A 20,814-nucleotide genomic window follows, 5' to 3' on the forward strand; every position below is an offset into this window, starting at 1 on the left:
ACGAGCCGCAGGGACCGGGGGCCGAGGGGGAGCGCGAGCAGGCGCCGGGCGGCGGTTCAGTCGCCCTTGCGGAACAGCCGCGACATCCGCTCGCCGGTCTCCTGCCGCAGCGGGCCGGGGGCCTCGTCCAGGCCGATCAGGCGCGCCAGGTCGCGGGCGTGGACGTCCGCGGCGGCCTCGATCAGGCCGGCCAGGGCGTCGACGGCCTCCCGGCCGCGTGACCGGGCGACCAGGCCGGTCGCGACCGCGACCGCCGCCGCCGGCCACCACCACACGGCCAGGACGGCGTAGCCCACCGCCCATGCCGCGAGGCGCCCCGCGGCGGTGAAGGCGGCACGGGACGCTTCGAGCTGCCGCTGCGCGGGTTCCGGCAGCACCAGCCACAGGCGGGGCCAGAGCGCCGCGAGGTCCAGGCCGTAGGCCGCGTCGACGCGTTCGGCCGCTGCCTGCATGCGGTCGCCGCACCAGGTGGGCCGGGTGGGTTCCACCGGCGCGATGCGGTCGCGGACCCGGTAGCGGCGCTCGATCTCCGCGTCCGGCAGCCGTACGTCCCTGATCCCCTCGACGCGCTCGTCCTCCGCCCTGCGCCAGCGCGCCCGCCGGCGGCGTACCAGCGCGCGGGAGACGGGATCGGCGGCCTCCCGCAGCCAGAACCGTTCGATCGCGGCTCCCACGAACTGCGCGGCCAGCGTGGCCGCCGAGGAGAGCAGCAGAGCGACCGCCACCAGCAGCGCGGCCGTGCCGGGCCGGCCGACGGCCGGACGGCGGGTGAGGGCGTCCATGCCCTCACGCAACCGGTCCAGATCATGCCCGTGGGCGTGGCCGAGGACGGCGCCGGCCGCGGCGGCGCCGAGGAACAGCGCACCGGGCAGGATCAGCTGGTTCAGCCAGCGCTCGGTGAGCTTGCTCCCGAGGGTCGTCAGCAGGGCGTTCATGCGTCGCGGCGGAGCTGTTCCCGGCGCATGCGGACGCCGTTGACCGCGCACCGCGGGGCGGGCCGCAGGTCCGGCGCGGGTTCGCGCCGGGCGCAGGGCACCGCACCCGGGCAGCGCGCCACCTTGATCACCCGGCGGATGCCGGGCGGGGTCGTGGCGGCGCTGCGGAAGCGGCCGCCCAGACCGCGGGCGTCACCCGCCCTGCGCAGTTCCTCGTCCACCGCGCGGAAGGCGGCCAGGAGTTCCGTCCCGTCGCCGCCCGCGGCCAGCAGGGACCGGGCGCGCTCCACGGCGGCGCGCACCCCGGGGACCGCGGTCACGGATGTGTCCCGCTCGGCGAGCAGGAGGCACAAGGCCGCGGTGTACGCAGCCAGTTGCTCACCCGGTCCCTCCCGGCCGGTCTGTCCCTCGTGCCCGGTCTGCCGGGCCTGTTCGGCTGCTCGCGCTCGCTGCTCGTCCGGTTCTGCCATGGGCGCAAGTCTGTCGTACAAGCACACGGCCGGACACGGGATCGAGGAGGATGGCGAGGAGGACGGGGAGGGTGACGGGGATGGGGACGGGAGCGGGGACGGGGAGCCCGGGACGGCGGCCGGAAGGGCCGGGCAGCGACCGTGACGGGTGGCTCGGCGCGGTCCGGGAGCGGCTCGTACGGGCCATGGAACACCAGGATGGCGACGCCCTGTTCGCGCCGGAGGCGGACGGCGCGCTGCGCGGCCTGCTGAGCAGTACCGACCTGCGGGCGGACCTGGAGGCGCGGCACGCCGCCGGGTGGTTCTACTGGTGCCGGGCCGGGGCGCTCGGTGAGGGCCGGGGCGGTGAGGAGGGGGCCGCCGCCGGGATGCTGCTGCTCCCGGTGTGGGCCGCGGATCCCGCGTCCGTACCGGAACTGCTGGCCGACCGGTACGCGGCGGACGTCCGCCCGGGAACCGTCGAGGCGGACGGGCCGCCCGAGTGGTCCGCGCTCTGCGCGGCCGTCACGATCGCGACCGGGCGGGTCGATCCGGCCGGGGCCGGCGCCTCACCCTTCCTGCGCGGGGCGCACGAACTGGCCGCCCGGCTCGCGGCGTCGGGGAAGGAGCCGCGGGAACTGCTGACCACGGGCGCCGCCGCCGGGGTCCTGGCGTTCATGGCGACCAGGCCGGACGACCCCGCCTACCCCACGCGCGCCTCCGACCTGGCCGGCCTCCTCTCCGCCACCGCCCGCACCCTCGGTGACCGGCACGCCCTGAACCTGGCCGTGACCCTCACCCACCACGCGCTGAAGCGCACTCCGGCCGGCGAACCGGACCGCCTCGCGGCCCTCGGCAACCTGGGCCTGCTGCTGTGCGAGCGTTTCGAGGAGGCGGGCGACCCCGAGGACCTCCGCGAGGCGATCGGCATCGCCCGGGACGCGGTGGAGCAGGCGGGTGAGGGGCATCCCCGGTACGGCGGGTACCTCAGCTCGCTCGGGTACGCGCTGCGGCTGCGCCTGGTGCGGGAGGGCGGGACCCGTGAGGACCACGACGAGGTGGTCGACCTGTTCCGCAGGGCGGCGCCCCGGGACCCCAGGGGGCCGGGTCCGGGGTACGGCAACCTGGGCAGCGCCCTGCTCCAGCGCTACCAGCACACGGGCGCGCTGCCCGACCTGGAGGAGGCGGCGGCCGTCCTGACGCGGGCGGCCGGGGAAGCCTGGCCGGACCCGGCGGAGCGGATCGGAGTGCTCAACACGTTGGGGAGCGCCCTGCGCATGCGTGCGGCGCGGACCGGCAAACCGGAGGAGCTGGACGCGGCCCTCGTTCACCTCCGGGAGGTGCTGGCGGCCACACCCCGGGTCACCCGGCGGACGGCCGGCCGCCTGGTCAACCCCGCGCTCGCGCTCCAGGCGCGGTACGAGCGGGACGGTGCCGCCGCCGACGTGGAGGAGGCGGTCCGGCTGCTGCGCGATGCCGTCGCGGTGCTGCCCGCGGGACACCCGGAGCGCGCCGTCGCGCTGGACAACCTGGGGCGTGCGCTGCACGTCCGGTACGGGCGTACGGGGCGGGCCGAGCAGCTGGAGGAAGCGGTGCGCGCCCTGCGGGAGGCGGTGGACACCACGCCCGCCGGCCACGACATGCTCGGTGCGCGGCTGCTCAACCTGGGCGGCGCGCTGACCGCCCGCTACCACCTCACCGGTGACAGCTCCGATCTGCGCGAGGCCCTCGACAGCAGGCGCACGGCCGCCGGGCTGCCCGGCCTGGCGCCCGCCGCGCGTGCGGCGGTGCTCGGCGCCACCGGGAGCGCGCTGCTCCAGTACGCGGACCGGGACCCGGAGCGGGCCGGGACCGCCGGGATCGACGACGCGGTGGCGTACCTGCGCACCGCCCTGGAGCTGACCCCGCCCGGTGACGGCCTGCTCCCCCGGCGCCGGCTCAATCTCGCGATCGCGCTGGTCCGGCGTGCCGAGCTGCCGGGTCGCCGCAAGGACCTGCGGGAGGCGCGGCGTCTGGCGGAAGCGGCCCTCGCCGCGCTGCCCGAGGGATCACCCGACTGGGCGTCCTGCGCGTCGGTCCTCGCCGGCGTGCGGGCGCAGGGCCTGACCCGTCTGAGCCCGGCGTCCGGCCTCGCGGAGGTGACCGGGCTCCTCCGGGCGGCGGCGGACGCCACCCCGGCCGGGCACCCGGCGCGGACGCGGCGGCTGATCCGTCTCGGTGCGGCGCTGCGCGCCCGCCACGAGCACACGCGCGACCCCGCCGATCTCGCGGCCGCGGCGGAGGCGTTCGGCGTGGCGGCGGGCGAGGAGCCGTGCCCGGCGTCCGAGCGGCTGGACGCGGCGCGGGAGTGGGGCCGGGCCTGGGCGGACCAGGGCCGCTTCGACCTGGCTCTGGAGGGCTTCACCCTCGCGGTGGACCTGCTGCCGTCCCTCGCGCCGCGCCGGCTCCTGCGGGACGACCAGGAGTTCCGGCTCGGCCGGGCGGCCGGGCTGGGCGCCGAGGCCGCGGCCTGCGCCCACCGGTGCGGCGACCCCGGGCTCGCGGTGCGGCTGCTGGAGCAGGCGCGCGGGGTGCTGCTGGCGCAGGCCTTCGACACCGACAGCGATCTGACCCGGCTGCGGGCGGCGGCGCCCGGACTGGCCGACCGCTTCGAACGACTGCGGGAGGCCCTCGACGCGACGTCGGGCGGCGAGCACGTCACGTTCGAGGACGGTTCGGCGGACCCCGCCCTTGCCGAACCGCGACCGGGCGGCTCGGCGGACGCCGGGACGGGGACGGGGGCCTCGGACACTGCCGGTACGCGACCGGGCGGCTCGACGGACGCCGGGACGGGGACGGGGGCCTCGGACACTGCCGGTACGCGACCAGGCGGCTCGACGGACGCCGGGACGGGGACGGGGGCCTCGGACACTGCCGGTACGCGACCGGGCGCCTCGACGGACGCCGGGACGGGGACGGGGGCCTCGGACACTGCCGGTACGCGACCGGGCGGCCCGGCGGGCGCCGGTACAGGAGCGAGCGGCCGGGAGCCGGGGCCTTCCGCGGACGCCGGTGCGGGGCCGGGCCCGGCCGGCGCGGAGTCGCGGCGCCGCGCCGCCACCGCCTGGCAGGAGTTGCTGGCGGAGATCCGCTCACGCCACCCCGAGCTGCGTCTTTTCCGCCCCGTGCGGGAGTGGGACGTGACGGAGCTGCGGGCGGGCGCCGAGGCCGGCCCCGTGGTCCTGCTCGCCGTGTCGGCGTACGGCAGTTGCGCCCTGGTGATCACGGACCGCGCCATCGAGGCCGTACCGCTGCACCGGGCGACCCCGGAGGCCGCCGCGGAGCGGAACGCGCAGTTCCAGGACGGCCTCGCCCTGCTGGGCGCGCCGGATTGCACGCACCAGCAGGCGCTGCGCGCGCAGGCGGTGGTACGGGACGTGCTCGCGTGGCTGTGGTCGGCGGTCACCGGGCCCGTGCTGCGGCACATCGGGCTCCACCGGCCGCCCGCGCCGGGCGACGCCTGGCCGCGGCTGTGGTGGTCCCCCGGGAGCGCGCTCGGCGCACTGCCGCTGCACGCCGCCGCACCCGATGACGGGTCGCCCGGCGCGCTGGACCTGGTGGTGTCCTCGTACGTGCCGACCCTGCGGACACTGCGCCACGCCCGCACCCGCGTGGCCGCGCCCGCCCCCGCGGAGTCCGGCCTGCTGATCGTCGCCGTCCCGGATCCGGAGGGGCTGCCACGGCTCCCGGAAGCCCGCCGCGAGGCCGAGTGGCTCGCCGGGGCGGTGCCCGGGGCACGGCTGCTCAGTGACGGCCGGGCCACCCGCGAGGCGGTCGGGGCGCGGCTGCGGGAGCACCCGTACGTCCACTTCGCCTGCCACGCCGTGGGCGATCCGCTGAACCCGTCGGGCAACCGGCTGGTCCTGCACGACCACGCCGACCGCCCCCTGACTGTCCGCGACGTGACCCGGCTGCGGCTGCCGGACGCCCGGCTGGCCTACTTGTCCGCCTGCGACACCCTGCGGACCAGTCCGGAGCTCGCGGACGAGTCGGTGAGCATCGTCGGCGCCTTCCAGATGGCGGGCTTCCCGCACGTCGTCGGCGCGCTGTGGCCCGTGGACGACGCGGTCGGGGCGCGGATCGCCCGTACCGTCTACCGTTCCCTGCGCACCCGGGACGGCGGCCTGCGGGTCACGGGCACGGCCGGGGCCCTGCACGCCGCCGTCCGCGAGGTCCGCGCCGACTACCCGGCGACGCCCAGCCTGTGGGCCTGCCTGGTCCACGCGGGCCCCTGACGCGCCGCACACCGGCCCGGGGGCAGGGGTGCGGCGCCGGTGGGGTGGAAGCCGGCGGTCAGGTGGTGCGGATCCCCGGGTCGGACAGGCCGGGTGCGCCGGTTTCGACGTGGCCGGCGAATCGGCGCAGGAAGTCGGGCGTGGACGAGGTGACCGTCACGTCGTACCAGTTGCGGCAGGCCCGCAGGTCGACGGTGTGGGTGACGGTGGCGCCCCTGCGGACCGTGAAGGTCTGCGGGCCGTCCGCGTAGGCGTTGGCGACGGTCAGCTGCGCGTCGCCCCCGCCGGTGTTGGTGCACGTCAGGTCGAGGTTGCCGGTGGTGGCGTTGTGGCGCGCGGTGACCTCGGGGCCGGGGGTCTTGCCGGGGTTGCGGAAGCGGCGCAGGAAGCCGTCGGGGCCGTGGACGGTCAGGTCGGTGACGCCCTTGGAGTACTGCGTGTTCCAGGTGTCGGAGATCGACCTGCCGGCCTCGGTGGTGTACGTCCAGGGAGCGTCGGTGCGGTTCGCCGCGGTGACGTAGAAGTGGGCGCCCGCCGCCGGGCCGCCGCTGAACGTCAGCCGGTACTTGCCGGCGCTCGTGTCCGCGAGGCCGTCGACGTACGGGGCGTACGCGAGCGGGCGGGTGGGCTTGCTGCCGGGCTCCTGCCGCGGCATCGTGCCGACGGCCGGGGCGGTGGGCCGGAAATCGGGGTGGCGCTCGCGGTCCGGCGGGTAGTACCCGTCGGTGGGCGGCAGGCCGGCGGGCGCCGTCTGCGTGCGCGCGAAGTCGAACGCGGAGGTCAGGTCGCCGCAGACCGCGCGCCGCCAGGGCGAGATGTTGGGCTCCCTGACGCCGAAGCGGCGCTCCATGAACCGGATGATCGAGGTGTGGTCGAAGGTCTCGGAGCAGGTGTAGCCGCCGGTGCTCCAGGGCGAGACGACGATCATGGGGACGCGGGGCCCGAGCCCGTAGGGCCCCGCGACGTAGCCGGTCCTGCCGGGGAAGTAGTCGAGCGTCGTGGGGGCGGTGGACAGGCCCTGCGCGGTGCCGGAGGGCACGTACGGCGGCACGACGTGGTCGAAGAAGCCGTCGTTCTCGTCGTACGTGATGAACAGGGCGGTGCGGGCCCACACGTCCGGGTTCGAGGTCAGCGCGTCGAGGACCTGGGCGATGTACCAGGCGCCGTAGTTGGACGGCCAGTTGGAGTGCTCCGAGAAGGCCTCCGGGGCGGCGATCCAGGAGACCGCGGGCAGCCGGCCGGCCCGGACGTCGGCGCGGAGTATGTCGAAGAAGCCGTCGCCCTTCGCGGCGTCGGTGCCGGTGCGGGCCTTGTCGTACAGGGGGTCGCCGGGGCGGGCGTTGCGGTAGGTGTTGAAGTAGAGCAGGGAGTTGTCGCCGTAGTTGCCGCGGTAGGCGTCGTCGATCCAGCCCCAGTGGCCGGCGGCGTCGAGGCCGTCACCGATGTCCTGGTAGACCTTCCAGGAGATCCCGGCCGCCTCCAGGCGCTCGGGGTAGGTGGTCCAGCCGTACCCGGCCTCGGCGTTGTTGAGGACGGGACCGCCGCCCGTGCCGTCGTTGCCGGTGTGTCCGGTCCACATGTAGCAGCGGTTCGGGTCCGTGGAGCCGATGAAGGAGCAGTGGTACGCGTCGCAGACGGTGAAGGAGTCGGCGAGCGCGTAGTGGAAGGGGATGTCGTCCCGCGTGAGGTACGCCATGGTGGTGGCGGTCTTCGCGGGCACCCACTGGTCGTACCTGCCCTTGTTGAACGCCTTCTGGCCGCCTGCCCAGTCGTGGTTGAGCCCCTGCAGGAACTCCATGCCGAGGTCCTCGCCCTCGGGGCGGAACGGGAGGGTCACCTTGTTGGAGCCGTCCGCCTGGTGCCAGACCGGCTTGCCGCTCGGCAGCGTGACGGGGCGCGGGTCGCCGAATCCCCGTACGCCCTTCATCGCGCCGAAGTAGTGGTCGAAGGAACGATTCTCCTGCATCAGGACGACGATGTGCTCGACGTCCTGGAGGGTTCCGGTACTGCCCTGCGCGGGGATGGCGGCGGCCCGGGCGATGCTGTCCGACAGCATGGTGAGGGCGGCCGTACCACCGGCGAGCTGGAGGAAGCGGCGACGGTTGAGTTCTGCCATGGGGTGTGTGGACCTCTGCGTCTGGAGGTGGCGAGGGGCGCCCCAAGAACAGCGTGCGCGGGGTATCGCCCGGCGGACGCTCCATGACTGCCCGGAGTACGCCGGGCGAACGCCCCGCGCTCCGGCGCGCTTTCGGCCGACGGCACGGGCGCACCGCGGTGGCGTCGAGTCCCCACGGCACCTTGCGTTTCCGCACCCCCGTCCGCCTCACGGACCGCACGGCACCGCGCGTCTCCCTGGCCCGTCGGCCTCAGGAGCCCTCGGCACCTCGCGCTCCCGCAGCCCCGTCCGCCTCACAGGCCCCACGCCACCGCGTGACCCCGGCCCGCCCGCGGCGGTGGCGCGTCGTCCTCGACGCGCGCGGCACCGGAGGCAGGGCTCGCTCAGCTCCGCAGCGCCTCGTCGAGTCGGAGGTCGGCTCTACTGGTACCGGGGCGGCCGCGCGGTGAGACTGGGAGAGGGGTTCACCAGCGGAGGCCGCCATGAGCACTGCTTCTCCCACCCGGATCACCGCCGCCCTCCCCGCGGAGCACCGCGAACGGCTGATGGGCCTCGCCCGCGAGATGAACTTCACCGAGGGTGATCGCCTGTTCGACGAGGGAGCCCGGGCCGACCGCTTCTGGATCGTCCGGTCCGGTGCCGTCACCCTCGATATCCAGGTACCGGGCGGGCGGTCCGTGGCGATCGACACCCTGGGCCACGGCGAGCTGGTCGGGTGGTCGTGGCTCTTCCCTCCGTACACCTGGCAGCTCGGGGCGGAGGCCATGACGCCTGTGCGGACGCACGAGTTCGACGCGGTGGCGGTGCGCACGATGATGGAGGCCGACCCGGCGTTCGGCTTCTCGGTCGGGCAATGGGTCGGCCGGGTGCTCGCGACCCGGCTCCAGGCGGCCCGTATCCGGCTCCTCGACCTGTACGCACCGCACGGCAGCGGCGCCACGCCGTGAGCGGGGTGCTCAGCCGCCTGCCAGCTCCGCGACGAGCCGCCTGGCGAAGGGCACCTCCACACCGTGCCGCTCGGCGCTGCGCAGGAGTGCCCCGCCGATGGCGTCGAGCTCCAGCGGGCGCCCGGCCTCGGCGTCGCGCTGCATGGACGACTTGGTGGCGGCCGGGAAGGAGTCGTAGCGGGCGAGGATCCCGGCCGCGTCGGCCGGTACCCCGCAGGCCCGGCTGACGGCGGCGGCCTCCTCGACGAGGCTCACCAGTTCCTCCCGGCGCTCGGTCCGCGTCTCGCCGATGGTCAGACCGTAGCGGGTGGTGAGCAGGGCGAAGGGGGCGAGGAAGGCCAGTTTCGCCCAGAGGACGGCCGTCTCGTCCCCCGCCACGGTGGTCCGTACGCCCGCGTCCGTCAGCATCGCGGCCAGCGGGCCGAGGTCCTGCCCCGCTGCCCCGGCCAGGTCGATCTCGGCGAACGGGCTGCCGTGCACGATGACCCCGGGAGCGGTTCGGGTGGACTCCACCCTGATCACGCCCGGCACGACCTGCCGCGCGCCGTAGCGTGCCCGCAGGACGTCCGCGTGCTCGATGCCGTTCAGCAGCGGAAGGATCGGCGCGTCACCGAGCCGCTCGGGTGCCACGCGCTCCGCCGCCGCGTCGAGCGCGGTCGCCTTGACCGTGACGATGCACAGGTCGGCGGGCTCGCGCAGCTCGGTGCCGGCCTCCACAGCAGTGGTGAAGTCGCCGAAATGGCGGCTGCGCACCTGAAGGCCGTCCCGCCGCAGCACGTGCGCGGTCTCCTCCCCCGCCACGCAGATCACCCGGTGTCCGGCACGGGAGAGCAGCGCGGCCAGCAGGCCGCCCACGCCGCCGGGCCCGAGCACGGCGACGGTCCACAGGCCGGCGGCGGGGACGCGCACCGGATCCGCGGCCTGGCCAGGCGCGGAGGCAGGGGCGAGGTGGGAACGGGGGGTGTGCGGCACGCTGATGCCATCCTTCCGGGGGACCGGTTCCGGTGGGAGCACCGGCCGGGTGCGACGGGTCGGCCCCCGTGGTGCCCGTGCCGTCGTCCGCCTCCCATGCCGGGACGCACCACGGCGCCGGGGCACCGCGGGTGGCCGCCCTGGTCCGATGATCATCAGCGATGCGGAAACGCCCGTCAATGCCGCAGGGCAGGCGCTGACCGCGGGGTCGCCCGGGTCAGCCGAGGGTGCGGCGCACGCACTCGGTCACCACGTCGTGCAGGTTGCCGGTGTTGCACAGCAGCTCCCGCTGGACGCGGGCACCGGTCCCCGACTTCAGCAGACCGGCCAGCGTCTCCTGGGCGGGCATCACGTCGCCGGTGTCCTCGAGGGCGTCGCGCACATGGTCGAAGAGGGCCCGCACCACGGCCTCGGCCGGGGCCGGCCGCATCGTGACGGGGTGGATGAGCTGGTCCTCCAGGCCCGACCGGGCGGCGCGCCACGCGGCGAGCCGCAGCAGCGCCACGCCGTGCCGCGCGGGCGGCTCGCCGTCCCGCCACTGCCGCGCGGCCGTCTCCACCAGTCCCCTGATCAGCGTGGCCAGCAGCACCGTGGTGGACGGGTCCAGGCACACGTCGGCGACGCGGACCTCGACCGTGGGGTAGGAGTGGGAGAGCCGGGCGTCGAAGTAGACCATTCCCTCGTCCCTGAGCACCCCGCTCGCCACCATGTCCGCCACCTGTTCGTGGTACCGGTCGGCGGAGCCGAACACCTCCACCGGTCCCGCCGACGGCCAGCGGCCCCACACACGGTTGCGGTAGCTGCTGTACCCGCTGTCCTCGCCCTGCCAGAACGGCGAGTTCGTACTCATCGCCAGCAGGACCGGCAGCCAGGGCCGGATGCGGTCCAGGACCGCGACGCCCTCCTCGTCGGACTCCACGGAGACGTGGACGTGGCAGCCGCACGTCAGCTGCTCCTGGGCGGTGAGGCCGAAGTGCTCCTTGAGCCACTGGTGGCGCTCGCCGGTCCCGATGGTGGGGCTCACCTCCAGGGGCGAGGTACCGAGGGCCGCGACGGACGCGTCCAGGTCCTCGGCGTGGCGCGCCGCCTCCGCCCGCCACCGCCGGATCTCGTCCTGCAGGTCGCCCATGTCCGTCTGCGGGCTGGTGGCGAACTCCAGCTGCTGGCGCTGCAGTTCGCTCTCGAAGACCTCCCCGGCGCCCTGCGGGTCCCGGGACGCCGCCGCGAGGACCGCCGCCGACAGGGCGCGGGGTTCTCCGGTCCGGCCGTCCACCAGGAGCAGCTCCTCCTCGACACCCACACTGCGCACGTCAACCACCCTCTCTTTCACAACAACCCCCGTGCTGCCGCTTCGCATGCCCCCGATCCGGTCCGGCACGCCTGGAGTGCCGCAGCCGGTGAACGGGGCATACGGGCTGACACAAGATCGTCCGTAGCCCGTGAGGGAGAGGATCCACCCATGGCGATATCCGCCCGCAGGCCGCGCCCCGACCGTCCGGTGGGCCCCGACCGGCCCGTGGGCCCCGACGGCCCGGCGGGCCCGTCCGCCCGGCGCCCGCGTTTCAGCCTGCGCGACACCGTCCTGGGGTTCGGACTCGCGGCGATCCTGCTCTGCGGTACCGGCATGACCGCACGGGCGGCCGTCAGGGACACCACCGACGTCCCCGCTGCCGCGCTGGCCCTGGCGGGAACGCTGGCCGTGGTGGCCGCTGTGGTACGCGCCGGTCTGCGCCGCCGCGCCGGAACGGCCTCGCCCCTCCTGCCCGCGGCCGGAGAAGCGGTCGCGGATCCGGAGGCGGCCCCGTACGCGGCGATCGACTACACGGCCATGGACCCGGCCGCTTTCGAGAAGGCCGTGGCGGAACTGTGCACACGGGACGGCTGCCTGGAGGTCGAGGTCGTCGGCGGCGCCGGGGACCTGGGTGCGGACGTCCTGGCGACAACGCCGGACGGGCGGCGCGTCGTCGTCCAGTGCAAGGCCTACGCACCCGACCACAAGGTGGGCTCCCAGGACCTCCAGCGCTTCGGCGGGACGTGCTTCGCCGTGCACGGCGCCCATGTGGCGGCCGTGGTCACCACGAGCGAGTACACCGAGCCGGCCCTCCAGTACGCCGAACAGTGCGGCATCCTCTGCATGGACGGCCACGGCCTCGACGCCTGGACGCGCGGCACCGGCCCGGCACCGTGGCACCTGGCGCCCCTCCCCGCGGAGGAGTGCTGACGCCGGCGGTTCCCCGGCGCCCGTCGGCGGGACCGGGGAGCCGCTGTCCAGCGGCGGCACGAGCGGTGCACACCACCGCCCACCGCCGCGTGTCCCCGCCTTCCGGCCGGGCACGCGGCGGTGGGCGGGGACACGCGGCGGTGGGCGGGGACACGCGGCGGTGGGCGGGAAAGACGCACCGAAAACGCCGCCCCGCTGTGGGCGGGGCGGCGTCGGCAGGAGCGAGCGGCGTTCAGTCGGTGGTGCGTTCCGCGGCCAGGAGGGCCGCGCTGACGAGGGTGGCGAGCAGGTCGATGTCGGAGCCCGTCTCCAGTCTGACGCCCACCCAGCCCGTCGGGGCCGGGGTCAGGTTGAGCGCGGTGGACGTCCGCAGCGCGGGCCGGAGCCGCTCGATCATGGCGGTCGTGAGGTGCACCTGAGCGGTGCTGCCGCCCGGGAAGCGGACTATTTCCCTGTCGCCCGCGCACAGACCGGGCGCGGGGCGGTCGCAGCACGCGCCGCCCCGGGTGAGCGCCGACCACTGAGCCAGACGGGCGTCGGCGTGTTGAGCCAGATCCATGGGGCTCAGCCTGCCCGACCCCGGGCGGCCTGCACAGCCCTCGGAACCGTCTTTCCGGGGCAGGGCACCGCCCGGGCCGGGCAGCACGTGCTCCGGGCCGCCGCGGCGCGGGGGTCAGCGCGTGCTGAGCATCCCCTCACGCAGCTTCTTCAGCGCCCGGGAGAGCAGCCGGGAGACGTGCATCTGCGAGCAGCCGAGGCGTTCGCCGATCTGTGACTGGGTGAGCTCCTCCACGAAGCGGAGGTGGATGATGCGCCGGTCGCGCTCGTCGAGCTGGGCGATCATCGGGGCGAGGGTCTGGAAGTCCTCGACGAGCTCGAGCGCCGGGTCCTCCGCGCCGATGAAGTTGGCCAGTGCCGCTTCACCGTCCTCGCTGTCGCTGTTGATGGCGGCGTCGAGGGAGCTGGACCGGTACGCGTTCGACGCGAGACGGGCCTCGATGACCTCCTCCTCGGAGAGGCTCATCAGCTCCGCCAGCTCCTTGACCGTGGGGGTGCGGCCCAGGCGCGTCCGCAGCTCCTCGGTGGCGCGGGCCAGTTCGACGCGCGCCTCCTGCAGGCGCCGCGGGACGTGGACGGCCCAGGAGGTGTCGCGGAAGAATCGCTTGATCTCGCCGACGATGTACGGCACGGCGAAGGTGGTGAACTCCACCTCGCGGGAGATCTCGAAGCGGTCGATGGCCTTGATGAGGCCGATCATGCCCACCTGGACGATGTCTTCCATCTCGTCCGCACCACGGCTGCGGAACCGGCCGGCGGCGTACCGGACGAGCGACATGTTCATCTCGATGAGCGTGTTCCGCACGTCCTGGTACTCGTGCGTACCTTCCTCCAGCACGGCGAGCCGGTCGAAGAAGACCTTCGACATCGCCCGCGCGTCCTGGGGCGCCACACTCCGGGGGGCGGGCACCTCCGGCAACTGAGCGACTTCCTGCTCCACACCAGTCCGGTCAAGCGCGCTCGCCGTCATGTCTCGTCCCTCCCTTTCATTCGGCAAGCCCCGTCCTGTCCGCTCGGGGCTCGTTGGGCCGCGCATACCCGGCCCTGCGCCATACATGCATCGTTTTTTTTACGGATGTGCCGTGCCCGTGTCCGCGCGGGGCCGGGCGGCGGCGCTGCGGGTCAGGGTCCTGCCACGGGGTCGGCCCCGACGGCCTGCGCCACACCGTCATAGAGGGGCAGCACGCCTTCCAGCCCGGTCAGCGCGAAGAGACGGCGTACGAACTCGGACGGGGACGCGATCCGCAGACGGACCCCCAGCTCCACGTGGGCCAGCAGGAGGACGTTGATCATGGTGGAGTCCGCGAAGGAGACCTCGGAGAGGTCCAGTACCAGTGGATCCGCGTGCGCGGCGGCGTCCTGGAGCACGGCACGCAAGGGGTCGACACTGTCCAGATCCGCTTCCCCGGAGAGCACGACGACACGTGCGCCGGCCTCCGTCCGTTCGGTGACTTGCAAAGTGGGCTCGGCAGGATGGGGAGTGTGCACAAGCCAACGATAGAAGCGACTGTTGCCGTTTGACAACATTCCCCCCATGGCAACAGTCCGTGCCTCGTCGCATCGCAACCTGTGCGGGGGAGGCGCATCGCCGGGACGGCGGACCCTGGGGTGCGGCTAGGCGCTCTCGGCCGCGGACGGGCCGTCCGGCGCGTCCGCCGCGCCCGGCGACTCCACCTGCCGTGCCGCCTCCCGGAAGGCGATCAGCCCTTCGGAGAGCGCGCCGACCGCGGCGGGGTCCATGTGCGCGAGGACGGCCAGCACCTCCCGCGCCCGGGCGCCGCGCAGCTCGGCCAGCACGGCGTGGCCCTGCCTGCTCAGCCGCAGCTCCACCTCACGGCGGCTGGTGGCGCTGGGTTCGCGGGTGACCAGGCCCATCGCCTCCAGGCGGTCGCACAGCCGGGACACCGAGGAGCTGCGGGAGCGCAGTGCCTCGCTCAGGGTGCGCAGGTTCGTACCGTCACGGCGTTCGAGCACCAGCAGGGCCCGTAGCTGCGACGGCGAGACCGGCCCGGAGGGCACCGTCTCCTGGCCCCGCCCCAGCACCACCTCGAGAAGTTCGGCGGCCGCGCAGACGTCTGCCGCCACTTGCTCGTGGCGGCGCGACGGACTGGTGAAGCGGGGCACCGATCCACTCTGTCACCCGGCGGCGCCGTTTGTCAGCCCGGGCGGCGCCGGGTTCCGCGACCGTCCCCCACACCTTCATGATCGTCACACAACTCCCATAGGAAGGCTTCACACCCGGCGCGGTGGCGACCGGCCGGACGCCGGCGGCGGCCGGGCCCGGCGCGGTGCATCGCGAGGCGGCCGCCCACCGCGGCGCGGACACGACGGGCGACGCGCTCGTGCTGTGCCTGGACCGGCACGGCCGGCCGGACGACGGCGGGCCCGCACACCAGGAGGAGGACGGGCCCGCGCACCGGTACCGGGAGGGGGACGGGACGGGGACGCCTAGGAAGCGTCCGCCCCTTCGTCCAGCAGGAACTCGGCCCGGATCCGCTTGCCCACCGGCACGCTCTCGACCGTGACCCGGTGGCAGAGGGCGTGCACGATCTCCATGCCGTGTCCGCCGACGCGGGCGGGGTCACGTGCGTACAGCATCGGCCCGACGGCGTTGCTGTCGTACACCGTCACGGTCAGCCACCGGGCGCAGCCTTCCAGTTCGAGCATGTACGGCCCGTCGCTGTGGCGGTCGGCGTTGGTCACCAGTTCGCTGACGACCAGCCGCACGTCCTGTTCCGTACGGGCGGGCAGCACGGCGAGCCATTCGGCGGCGAGTTGCTGGAGAAAGCCGTCGGCGAAGGCCCGGGCAGCCGCGATGCAGCCCGGCTCCCCCGTGTACTCCGCGACCCTGCGGAGCGGTGGGAGCGGGCCCAGCGGGCTGGCGGGGGGGCGTTTCTCTGTTGTCATCTCGGTGGTCATGTACTCCTGCCCCGTCGACGGTAGGCACACCGGCCACGTCGCTTCCCTTACCCCGTCCGATCCGGTGCACTCCCCCGAATTCAGTGGGCCAGGACGACCAGCGCGACGGCGCCGAGGAGGTCGACGACGCAGCACCACTCCGACCAGCCCCGGGGAACGACCTTCCCGCTCCGGTGGTGCGCGAAGTCCCACACGGCGTGCCCCAGCCAGCCCGCCGCGAGCACGTACCGGGCGGCGGTGCCGTCGGACACCAGGACGGCCAGCGCCACGGCGCCGAAGCCGGCCAGCCCGGCGACCTGGATGCCGAGCCCTCCCCGGCCCGTGAACTCGCCGCGGGCGAGACCGAAGGCCAGATAGCAGACGGGCATGATCGCCAGCAGCCACGCCAAGGGCTCCAGAGGGGGAAGGCCGTCGCCGAACGTGGCGGCCACCACCACGAGGGCGAGCAGCGTGGGCCAGCGGTGCAGGACCGCGGTGAACAGTCCCGGGGAGGCGCCCCCGGAGTCCCCGCGGGCCCGCTTCGGCGTGTCCGTCCCCGGTGTGCAGTCGATCATGAGGTGCCTCCCCCTGTGATGGCCGTCATGGCGTCCCCCACTGTTCACCGGACGGGCGGGCGCGTCGCCGGGGGACGCGGCTCATGTCGCGAACCTTGGGGTGCCGGTCCTTTCCCCCTAGGGTCGTGCGCGTGGAGGAACGGTTGGTCGTCGTCGTCGGTTACGAGGCGGCGGAGCTGCTGGACATCGCCTGCGTGACGACGTCCCTGGCCATGGCGAACGGGATCGGCCGTCCCGGCGTCCCCTACCGGGTGTCCCTGGCCAGCCCCGGTGGCGGGCCGGTGGTCTGCGGCTCGGGGCTGACGCTGCAGGGCCAGCAGTCCCTCGAGCGCGTCACCGGCCCGGTCGACACCCTGCTCGTCTCGGGCGGCCTGGGGCACGAGCGGGCCGCCGCCGACCCGCGCCTCGTCGCGCACGTCCGGCGCCTGGCCCGGGACAGCCGCCGGGTGGCCTCGGTGTGCACCGGGGCGAGCGTCCTGGCGGCCGCCGGGCTGCTGGACGGCCGCCGGGCCACCACCCACTGGCGGTACGCACACCGGCTCGCCGCCCGCCACGGGGACGTCACCGTCGACCCCGACCCCATCTGGATCCGCGAAGGGAACGTCTACACGGCCGCGGGCGTCACCAGCGCCCTGGACCTGACGCTGGCCCTGATAGCGGAGGACCACGGGGAGGAGCTGTCCCGCGAAGTGGCGAGGAACCTGGTCGTCTACCTCCAGCGCCCCGGCAACCAGGCGCAGATGAGCATGTTCGTCGCCGGCCCTCCGCCCGCGAACGACCTGGTGCGCCGGCTCGTGGAGCACATCGCGGTGCACCCCGGCGGCGATCTGACGGCCGTCGCGCTCGCGGCACGCGCGGGGGTGACGCCGCGCCATCTCACCCGGCTGTTCCGGGAGCACCTCGGCCTGACACCGGGGAAGTACGTCCGCAGGGCGCGCTGCGAGGCGGCCGCCCACCTGCTGGTGACGACGGCGCTCCCGGTCGCCGGCGTGGCCGTCCGCTGCGGATTCGGTTCGGCCGAGGCGCTGCGCCAGGCCTTCACCGACCGGTACGGCATCTCGCCGTCGCGCTACCGGACGGTGCACACCGCCGGGCGGCCCGGCCGCTGACGGCCGTGGCCGCTCGCTGCCCTTGCCTCACCCGCCTCGCTTCACTCGCCTCGCCTCACCCGCCTCGGCTCATCTCACCCGTATCCCGATGATGCAGGTGTCGTCGTCGGTGTCCGACCTGCTGTGCGTGAGGAGGCTGTCGAGGCGGTGCTCCAGGGACGGGGCGTGGGTGCGTGCCGTCTTCACCAGCTGCGCCAGGGCGTCCTGGACGGACAGGTCCTTCCGCTCGACCAGGCCGTCGGTGTACATCAGCAGGACGTCGCCCTCGTCGAGCTGGACCTCGCCCTCCGTGTAGTCGGCGTCGGCGAGGGCGCCGAGGAGCAGGCCGCCCACGAGGGGCAGCGTCCGCGCCTCGTCGCCGCGTACCAGCACGGGCGGCAGGTGCCCGGCCCGGGCCCACCGCAGCACACGGGTGTCCGGGTGGTAGATGCCGCACACCACGGTCGCGGTGACCTGTTCGGTCAGGTGGTGGGCCACGATGTTGAGCCAGGACAGCAGCTGGGCGGGGCCCGCCCCGGTGACTGCCAGGCCGCGCAGGGCGTTGCGCAGGACCACCATGCTGGTCGCCGCCTCGATGCCGTGCCCGGCGACGTCACCGACGCACAGCAGGACGTCCTTGGAGGGCAGGACGACCGCGTCGTACCAGTCGCCGCCGACGAGGGAGTCGGACTCCGCCGGCCGGTAGCGGACGGCGACGTCCAGGCCGGGCACGGCGAGCGGCGCCCGGGTGGGCGGCATGATGGCGTGCTGGAGCTGGAGGGCGAGCCGGTTGTGCTCCTCGGCCTGCTGCTCGCTGTGGGCGAGCCGGTCGCGCGTGGCGGCCAGCGCGACCTCCGTCCAGTGCTGGGAGGAGATGTCCTGGTAGGCGCCGCGGACGGAGAGCAGCCGGCCGTCGTCCCCGAGCACCGGCTCGGCGACCACCCGGATGTGGCGGGTGACCTTGTCGGAGCGCTGGAGCCGGAAGGCGACGGACGCGCGGCGCCGCTGGTGCAGGACGGTGCGCAGGAACCGTCCGATGGCGACGGCGTCGTCGGGGTGGGCGTGCGCCGGCAGGTCCTCCAGCGGGACGGGGGCCGCGGTGGGCGGCAGCCCGCGCAGCTCGAACAGCTGGCGGTTCCACACGATCTCGCCGCTGCGGACGTTCTCCTCGAACCCTCCGATGCGGCCGAGGCGCTGGGCGTGCTGCAGGAGGCTCGCCAGACGGGCGGTCTCGTCCTCCACGCGCCAGATCAGCAGGACGCCGGAGCCGTGGCGGGTGATGCTGACGTCGGCGACGGCCGTGAGCGGCACCTGCTCGACCAGCGTGGTCAGGGTCATCCGCTCGGCGCGGAACGCTTCGCCGGTCGCGTATACACGCTGGATCTGGTCGAACAGGTCTCCGGCGCCGGCGGCCATCGGGTACGCCTCGAGGAACAGGGCACCGCTGACGGCGCTGCGGGGCCGTCCCGTCGGGTCGATGAACCGGCTGTTGGTGTGGTGGACCCGGAAGTCGGTGAGCCGGCCGTCGGCGTCGAGGTACGGCAGCAGGACCAGCGCGGAGTCGTACAGGCCCTCGGCCAGTTCCACCAGTTCCGTGACGTACGGCAGCGGTGCCGCGACGGCCGGGGACCGCTCCCCCGCGGCGTGCGGTTGCTCCTCGAGGGTGCGGGCGCACAGCTCGGCGAGGGCCTCGAACTGCCGGGCCACCTGCGGCGGCTGGGCCTCCAGCGGGTGGGGCCAGCAGATCTCCAGGACACCGTGGATGCGGCCGCCGGTGCCCGCGGGGACGGCCGTCCGGCCGCTGTCGGGGTGCTCGAGGCGGCCGATGGAGGGGATGCCGTCCTGTGACAGGGACCTGATCGAGATGGTCCGGCGTTCGGTCAGGGCGCGCCGGGCCACCGTGGTGACGCCGGGCGGCACGTACCTCCAGCGCTGCGCCTCCCCCGGGGCGAACCCGGCATGACCCGCCAGGGTCAGTGAGGCGTCCGACCCGGCGAACCACACGGCGACCGCGTGGGCGCCGAGCGGCACCAGGGCGTGCTCCAGGAGGGATTCCGCCACCGCCTGGGTGTCGTCCGCCGCCAGCGCGGCGGACTCGGCGGTCCGCAGGCGTACGGCGACGGATCGCGCGCCGGGATCCTCGTCCGGGTTCCGCGACCCGGCCGGGGCGTCCGGCGCGGCTCCGGCCCGGGTGCGCCGGACGAACTCGTCGGCGATCTCGGCGAAGCGGTCGCGTGCCGACTGGTTGATGACGTCCGCGGCCAGCTCCAGCTGCGTCACCCCGGCCTGGTCCGCCAGCGTCTGCAGCTGGCGCGCCGCCTCCGCAGGGGCGCACCGCAGCCGTTCGACGAGCATGCCCTTGGCCAGTTCGACGAGTGCGCGCCCGTCGGCAGCGGCCTGGGCGGCCCGGACCTCGCGGCGCAGCCGCTCCACCGTGGCGGCGAGCCGGCCGATGGCCTCGGTGTGCTGCCGCCCCCCGAGCGCGCCGTCCTCCGCCGGACGGCGGGGCGGCGCCGGCAGGGCGGCGTCCCCGGTGGGGCGTGCGGTGTGCTCGGACGTGGTCATGACGCTGCGGCCCTCTCGTCGGCGGGCGTGCCGGGCAGGGTCCGGAGCGCATCGCGGACCGTCATCGGCTCGCCCGGCTGAGCCAGTGCCGCACGCGGGCGACGAGGTCGTCGGCGTCCACCGGCTTGGTGACGTAGTCGCTGGCCCCGGCGGCGAGGCTCTTCTCCTGGTCGCCGGGCATCGCCTTGGCCGTGACGGCGATGATGGGCAGACCGGCGTGCGCGGGCATGCGCCGGATCTCCGCGGTGGCCGCGTAACCGTCCATCTCGGGCATCATGACGTCCATCAGGATCAGCTCGATGCCCGGGTGCCGGTCGAGGGCTTCTATGCCCTCGCGTCCGTTCGCCGCATGCAGGACGTGCACGCCGTGCAGCTCCAGGATGCCGCTGAGGGCGTACAGGTTGCGGGCATCGTCGTCCACGACCAGGACCGTGCGGCCCGCGAGCCGGCCGTCGACGGGCTGGGGCGCGAGCTCGGCCGTGCCCTCGCGGCGTACCAGGGGCAGGACGTCGCCGGGCTGCTCGGCGGACAGGTGCAGCGTGATGCGTTCCCGCAGCTCGTCGAGGCCGGAGAGCAGCTCCAGCGGGCGGGCGTCGGCCCGGGACTGCAGGGCTCGTTCGTCGGCGGGTGCGAGCCGCCGGTTGTTGTGGGCGAGGACGGGTACGGCGCTGAGGGCAGGGTCGCCCTCGACGGCGTCCAGGAACCGGAGCGCTTCGCCGCCCGCCATGTCGAGTTCGAGTACGACGCAGTGGAAGGCCTCGGCGGCGAGGGCGGCCGCCGCCTCCTGGGCGCCGACCGCGGTGATCACTTCGACGTCGGCGCTGTCGCGGTCGCCGAGGCCGCGGTTGCCCGCGAGGTCCTGGGCCGCGCTCTCGGCGACGAGGGAGAGCAGACCGCGGGGCCGCTCCTCGATGACCAGCAGACGGCGCTGCTGTCTCGGCACGGCCGTGGACGGTCCGGCGGGGCCGCGGTCGCCGTCCGCGGCGCCGGTGCCCCGGGCGCCGCCGGCCGTGGTGCGGGATTCCGCCCGGTCGGCCGGGCGTTCGGCGAAGTCGGTGCGGGCGGCCGGCAGGTAGAGGGTGAAGGTGCTGCCCTCCCCCGGCACGCTGGCGACGCTCACGGCTCCGCCGAGGAGGTGGGCGATCTCCCGGCTGATGGACAGGCCCAGGCCGGTGCCGCCGTACTTGCGGCTGGTGGTGCCGTCGGCCTGCTGGAA

General features: G+C 74.8%; 17 protein-coding genes. 4 read left to right on the top strand and 13 right to left on the bottom strand.

The annotated features are described in order from the left end of the window. Positions 1–56: 56 nt before the first annotated feature. A complete protein-coding gene (locus tag ACIA79_RS28735) occupies positions 57–935 on the bottom strand; it encodes a hypothetical protein (RefSeq protein WP_399431276.1) in 879 nt (292 codons plus the stop codon). Further along, positions 932–1,405, bottom strand: coding sequence for a hypothetical protein (locus ACIA79_RS28740; protein ID WP_399431277.1), 474 nt, complete (start codon positions 1,403–1,405; stop codon positions 932–934). Before ACIA79_RS28740 ends, ACIA79_RS28735 begins: the two co-directional genes overlap by 4 nt. 185 nt (positions 1,406–1,590) lie before the next feature. On the opposite strand from ACIA79_RS28740, the gene ACIA79_RS28745 reads away from it, so the two are divergent. Beyond that, positions 1,591–5,658: a CHAT domain-containing protein gene (locus ACIA79_RS28745; RefSeq protein WP_399431278.1), complete on the top strand. Its 4,068-nt coding sequence runs from the start codon at positions 1,591–1,593 to the stop codon at positions 5,656–5,658. Between the two features lie 58 nt (positions 5,659–5,716). Here the strand turns inward: ACIA79_RS28745 and ACIA79_RS28750 are convergent, their stop codons facing one another. Further along, entirely contained in the window at positions 5,717–7,774 is a 2,058-nt protein-coding gene (locus ACIA79_RS28750; protein WP_399431280.1) for a phosphocholine-specific phospholipase C, read from the bottom strand. A gap of 482 nt (positions 7,775–8,256) precedes the next feature. Between ACIA79_RS28750 and ACIA79_RS28755 the strand changes: the two genes are divergently transcribed. Beyond that, positions 8,257–8,721, top strand: a complete 465-nt coding sequence (locus ACIA79_RS28755; protein ID WP_399431281.1) for a Crp/Fnr family transcriptional regulator — start codon at positions 8,257–8,259, stop codon at positions 8,719–8,721. A 9-nt stretch (positions 8,722–8,730) separates the two neighbouring features. Here ACIA79_RS28755 and ACIA79_RS28760 read toward each other — a convergent pair whose 3' ends face one another. Both ACIA79_RS28760 and ACIA79_RS28765 read right to left on the bottom strand, forming a co-directional pair. After that, entirely contained in the window at positions 8,731–9,630 is a 900-nt protein-coding gene (locus ACIA79_RS28760; RefSeq protein ID WP_399431298.1) for a ketopantoate reductase family protein, read from the bottom strand. A 280-nt stretch (positions 9,631–9,910) separates the two neighbouring features. Next, entirely contained in the window at positions 9,911–11,002 is a 1,092-nt protein-coding gene (locus tag ACIA79_RS28765; protein WP_399431282.1) for a glutamate--cysteine ligase, read from the bottom strand. A 150-nt stretch (positions 11,003–11,152) separates the two neighbouring features. On the opposite strand from ACIA79_RS28765, the gene ACIA79_RS28770 reads away from it, so the two are divergent. Next, complete coding sequence (locus ACIA79_RS28770) at positions 11,153–11,914, top strand: restriction endonuclease (protein ID WP_399431283.1); 762 nt, start codon at positions 11,153–11,155, stop codon at positions 11,912–11,914. A gap of 232 nt (positions 11,915–12,146) precedes the next feature. Here the strand turns inward: ACIA79_RS28770 and ACIA79_RS28775 are convergent, their stop codons facing one another. From ACIA79_RS28775 to ACIA79_RS28800, 6 genes are all read right to left on the bottom strand, one after another. Continuing rightward, positions 12,147–12,473: a luciferase family protein gene (locus ACIA79_RS28775; RefSeq protein WP_399431284.1), complete on the bottom strand. Its 327-nt coding sequence runs from the start codon at positions 12,471–12,473 to the stop codon at positions 12,147–12,149. A gap of 114 nt (positions 12,474–12,587) precedes the next feature. After that, positions 12,588–13,442 (bottom strand): RNA polymerase sigma factor SigF, encoded by an 855-nt coding sequence (locus ACIA79_RS28780; RefSeq protein WP_399431285.1) that lies wholly within the window; start codon positions 13,440–13,442, stop codon positions 12,588–12,590. Positions 13,443–13,594: 152 nt separating this feature from the next. Continuing rightward, positions 13,595–13,960: an STAS domain-containing protein gene (locus tag ACIA79_RS28785; RefSeq protein ID WP_399431286.1), complete on the bottom strand. Its 366-nt coding sequence runs from the start codon at positions 13,958–13,960 to the stop codon at positions 13,595–13,597. 126 nt (positions 13,961–14,086) lie between these two features. Beyond that, positions 14,087–14,596, bottom strand: coding sequence for a MarR family winged helix-turn-helix transcriptional regulator (locus tag ACIA79_RS28790; protein ID WP_399431287.1), 510 nt, complete (start codon positions 14,594–14,596; stop codon positions 14,087–14,089). A 324-nt stretch (positions 14,597–14,920) separates the two neighbouring features. Next, positions 14,921–15,391 (bottom strand): ATP-binding protein, encoded by a 471-nt coding sequence (locus tag ACIA79_RS28795; protein ID WP_399431288.1) that lies wholly within the window; start codon positions 15,389–15,391, stop codon positions 14,921–14,923. Between the two features lie 80 nt (positions 15,392–15,471). Further along, positions 15,472–15,945 carry a hypothetical protein gene (locus ACIA79_RS28800; RefSeq protein WP_399431290.1) on the bottom strand — a complete coding sequence of 158 codons (474 nt, stop codon included), beginning with the start codon at positions 15,943–15,945 and terminating at the stop codon, positions 15,472–15,474. Positions 15,946–16,076: 131 nt separating this feature from the next. Between ACIA79_RS28800 and ACIA79_RS28805 the strand changes: the two genes are divergently transcribed. After that, complete coding sequence (locus ACIA79_RS28805) at positions 16,077–17,054, top strand: GlxA family transcriptional regulator (protein WP_399431291.1); 978 nt, start codon at positions 16,077–16,079, stop codon at positions 17,052–17,054. Between the two features lie 69 nt (positions 17,055–17,123). Here the strand turns inward: ACIA79_RS28805 and ACIA79_RS28810 are convergent, their stop codons facing one another. Both ACIA79_RS28810 and ACIA79_RS28815 read right to left on the bottom strand, forming a co-directional pair. Then, positions 17,124–19,598, bottom strand: coding sequence for a SpoIIE family protein phosphatase (locus ACIA79_RS28810; protein ID WP_399431292.1), 2,475 nt, complete (start codon positions 19,596–19,598; stop codon positions 17,124–17,126). A 61-nt stretch (positions 19,599–19,659) separates the two neighbouring features. Further along, on the bottom strand, positions 19,660–20,814 hold a 1,155-nt coding region (locus tag ACIA79_RS28815), incomplete at its 5' end, for a response regulator (protein ID WP_399431294.1).

Origin of the sequence: Streptomyces sp. NPDC051310 (genome assembly GCF_044455245.1) — a bacterium.
Lineage (GTDB): Bacteria > Actinomycetota > Actinomycetes > Streptomycetales > Streptomycetaceae > Streptomyces.

Coding starts and splice junctions, on each gene's coding strand:
- ACIA79_RS28735 (WP_399431276.1), bottom strand. CDS start 935: ATGAACGCCCTGCTGACGACCCTCGGGAGCAAGCTCACCGAGCGCTGG.
- ACIA79_RS28740 (WP_399431277.1), bottom strand. CDS start 1,405: ATGGCAGAACCGGACGAGCAGCGAGCGCGAGCAGCCGAACAGGCCCGG.
- ACIA79_RS28745 (WP_399431278.1), top strand. CDS start 1,591: ATGGAACACCAGGATGGCGACGCCCTGTTCGCGCCGGAGGCGGACGGC.
- ACIA79_RS28750 (WP_399431280.1), bottom strand. CDS start 7,774: ATGGCAGAACTCAACCGTCGCCGCTTCCTCCAGCTCGCCGGTGGTACG.
- ACIA79_RS28755 (WP_399431281.1), top strand. CDS start 8,257: ATGAGCACTGCTTCTCCCACCCGGATCACCGCCGCCCTCCCCGCGGAG.
- ACIA79_RS28770 (WP_399431283.1), top strand. CDS start 11,153: ATGGCGATATCCGCCCGCAGGCCGCGCCCCGACCGTCCGGTGGGCCCC.
- ACIA79_RS28775 (WP_399431284.1), bottom strand. CDS start 12,473: ATGGATCTGGCTCAACACGCCGACGCCCGTCTGGCTCAGTGGTCGGCG.
- ACIA79_RS28780 (WP_399431285.1), bottom strand. CDS start 13,442: ATGACGGCGAGCGCGCTTGACCGGACTGGTGTGGAGCAGGAAGTCGCT.
- ACIA79_RS28795 (WP_399431288.1), bottom strand. CDS start 15,391: ATGACCACCGAGATGACAACAGAGAAACGCCCCCCCGCCAGCCCGCTG.
- ACIA79_RS28800 (WP_399431290.1), bottom strand. CDS start 15,945: ATGATCGACTGCACACCGGGGACGGACACGCCGAAGCGGGCCCGCGGG.
- ACIA79_RS28810 (WP_399431292.1), bottom strand. CDS start 19,598: ATGACCACGTCCGAGCACACCGCACGCCCCACCGGGGACGCCGCCCTG.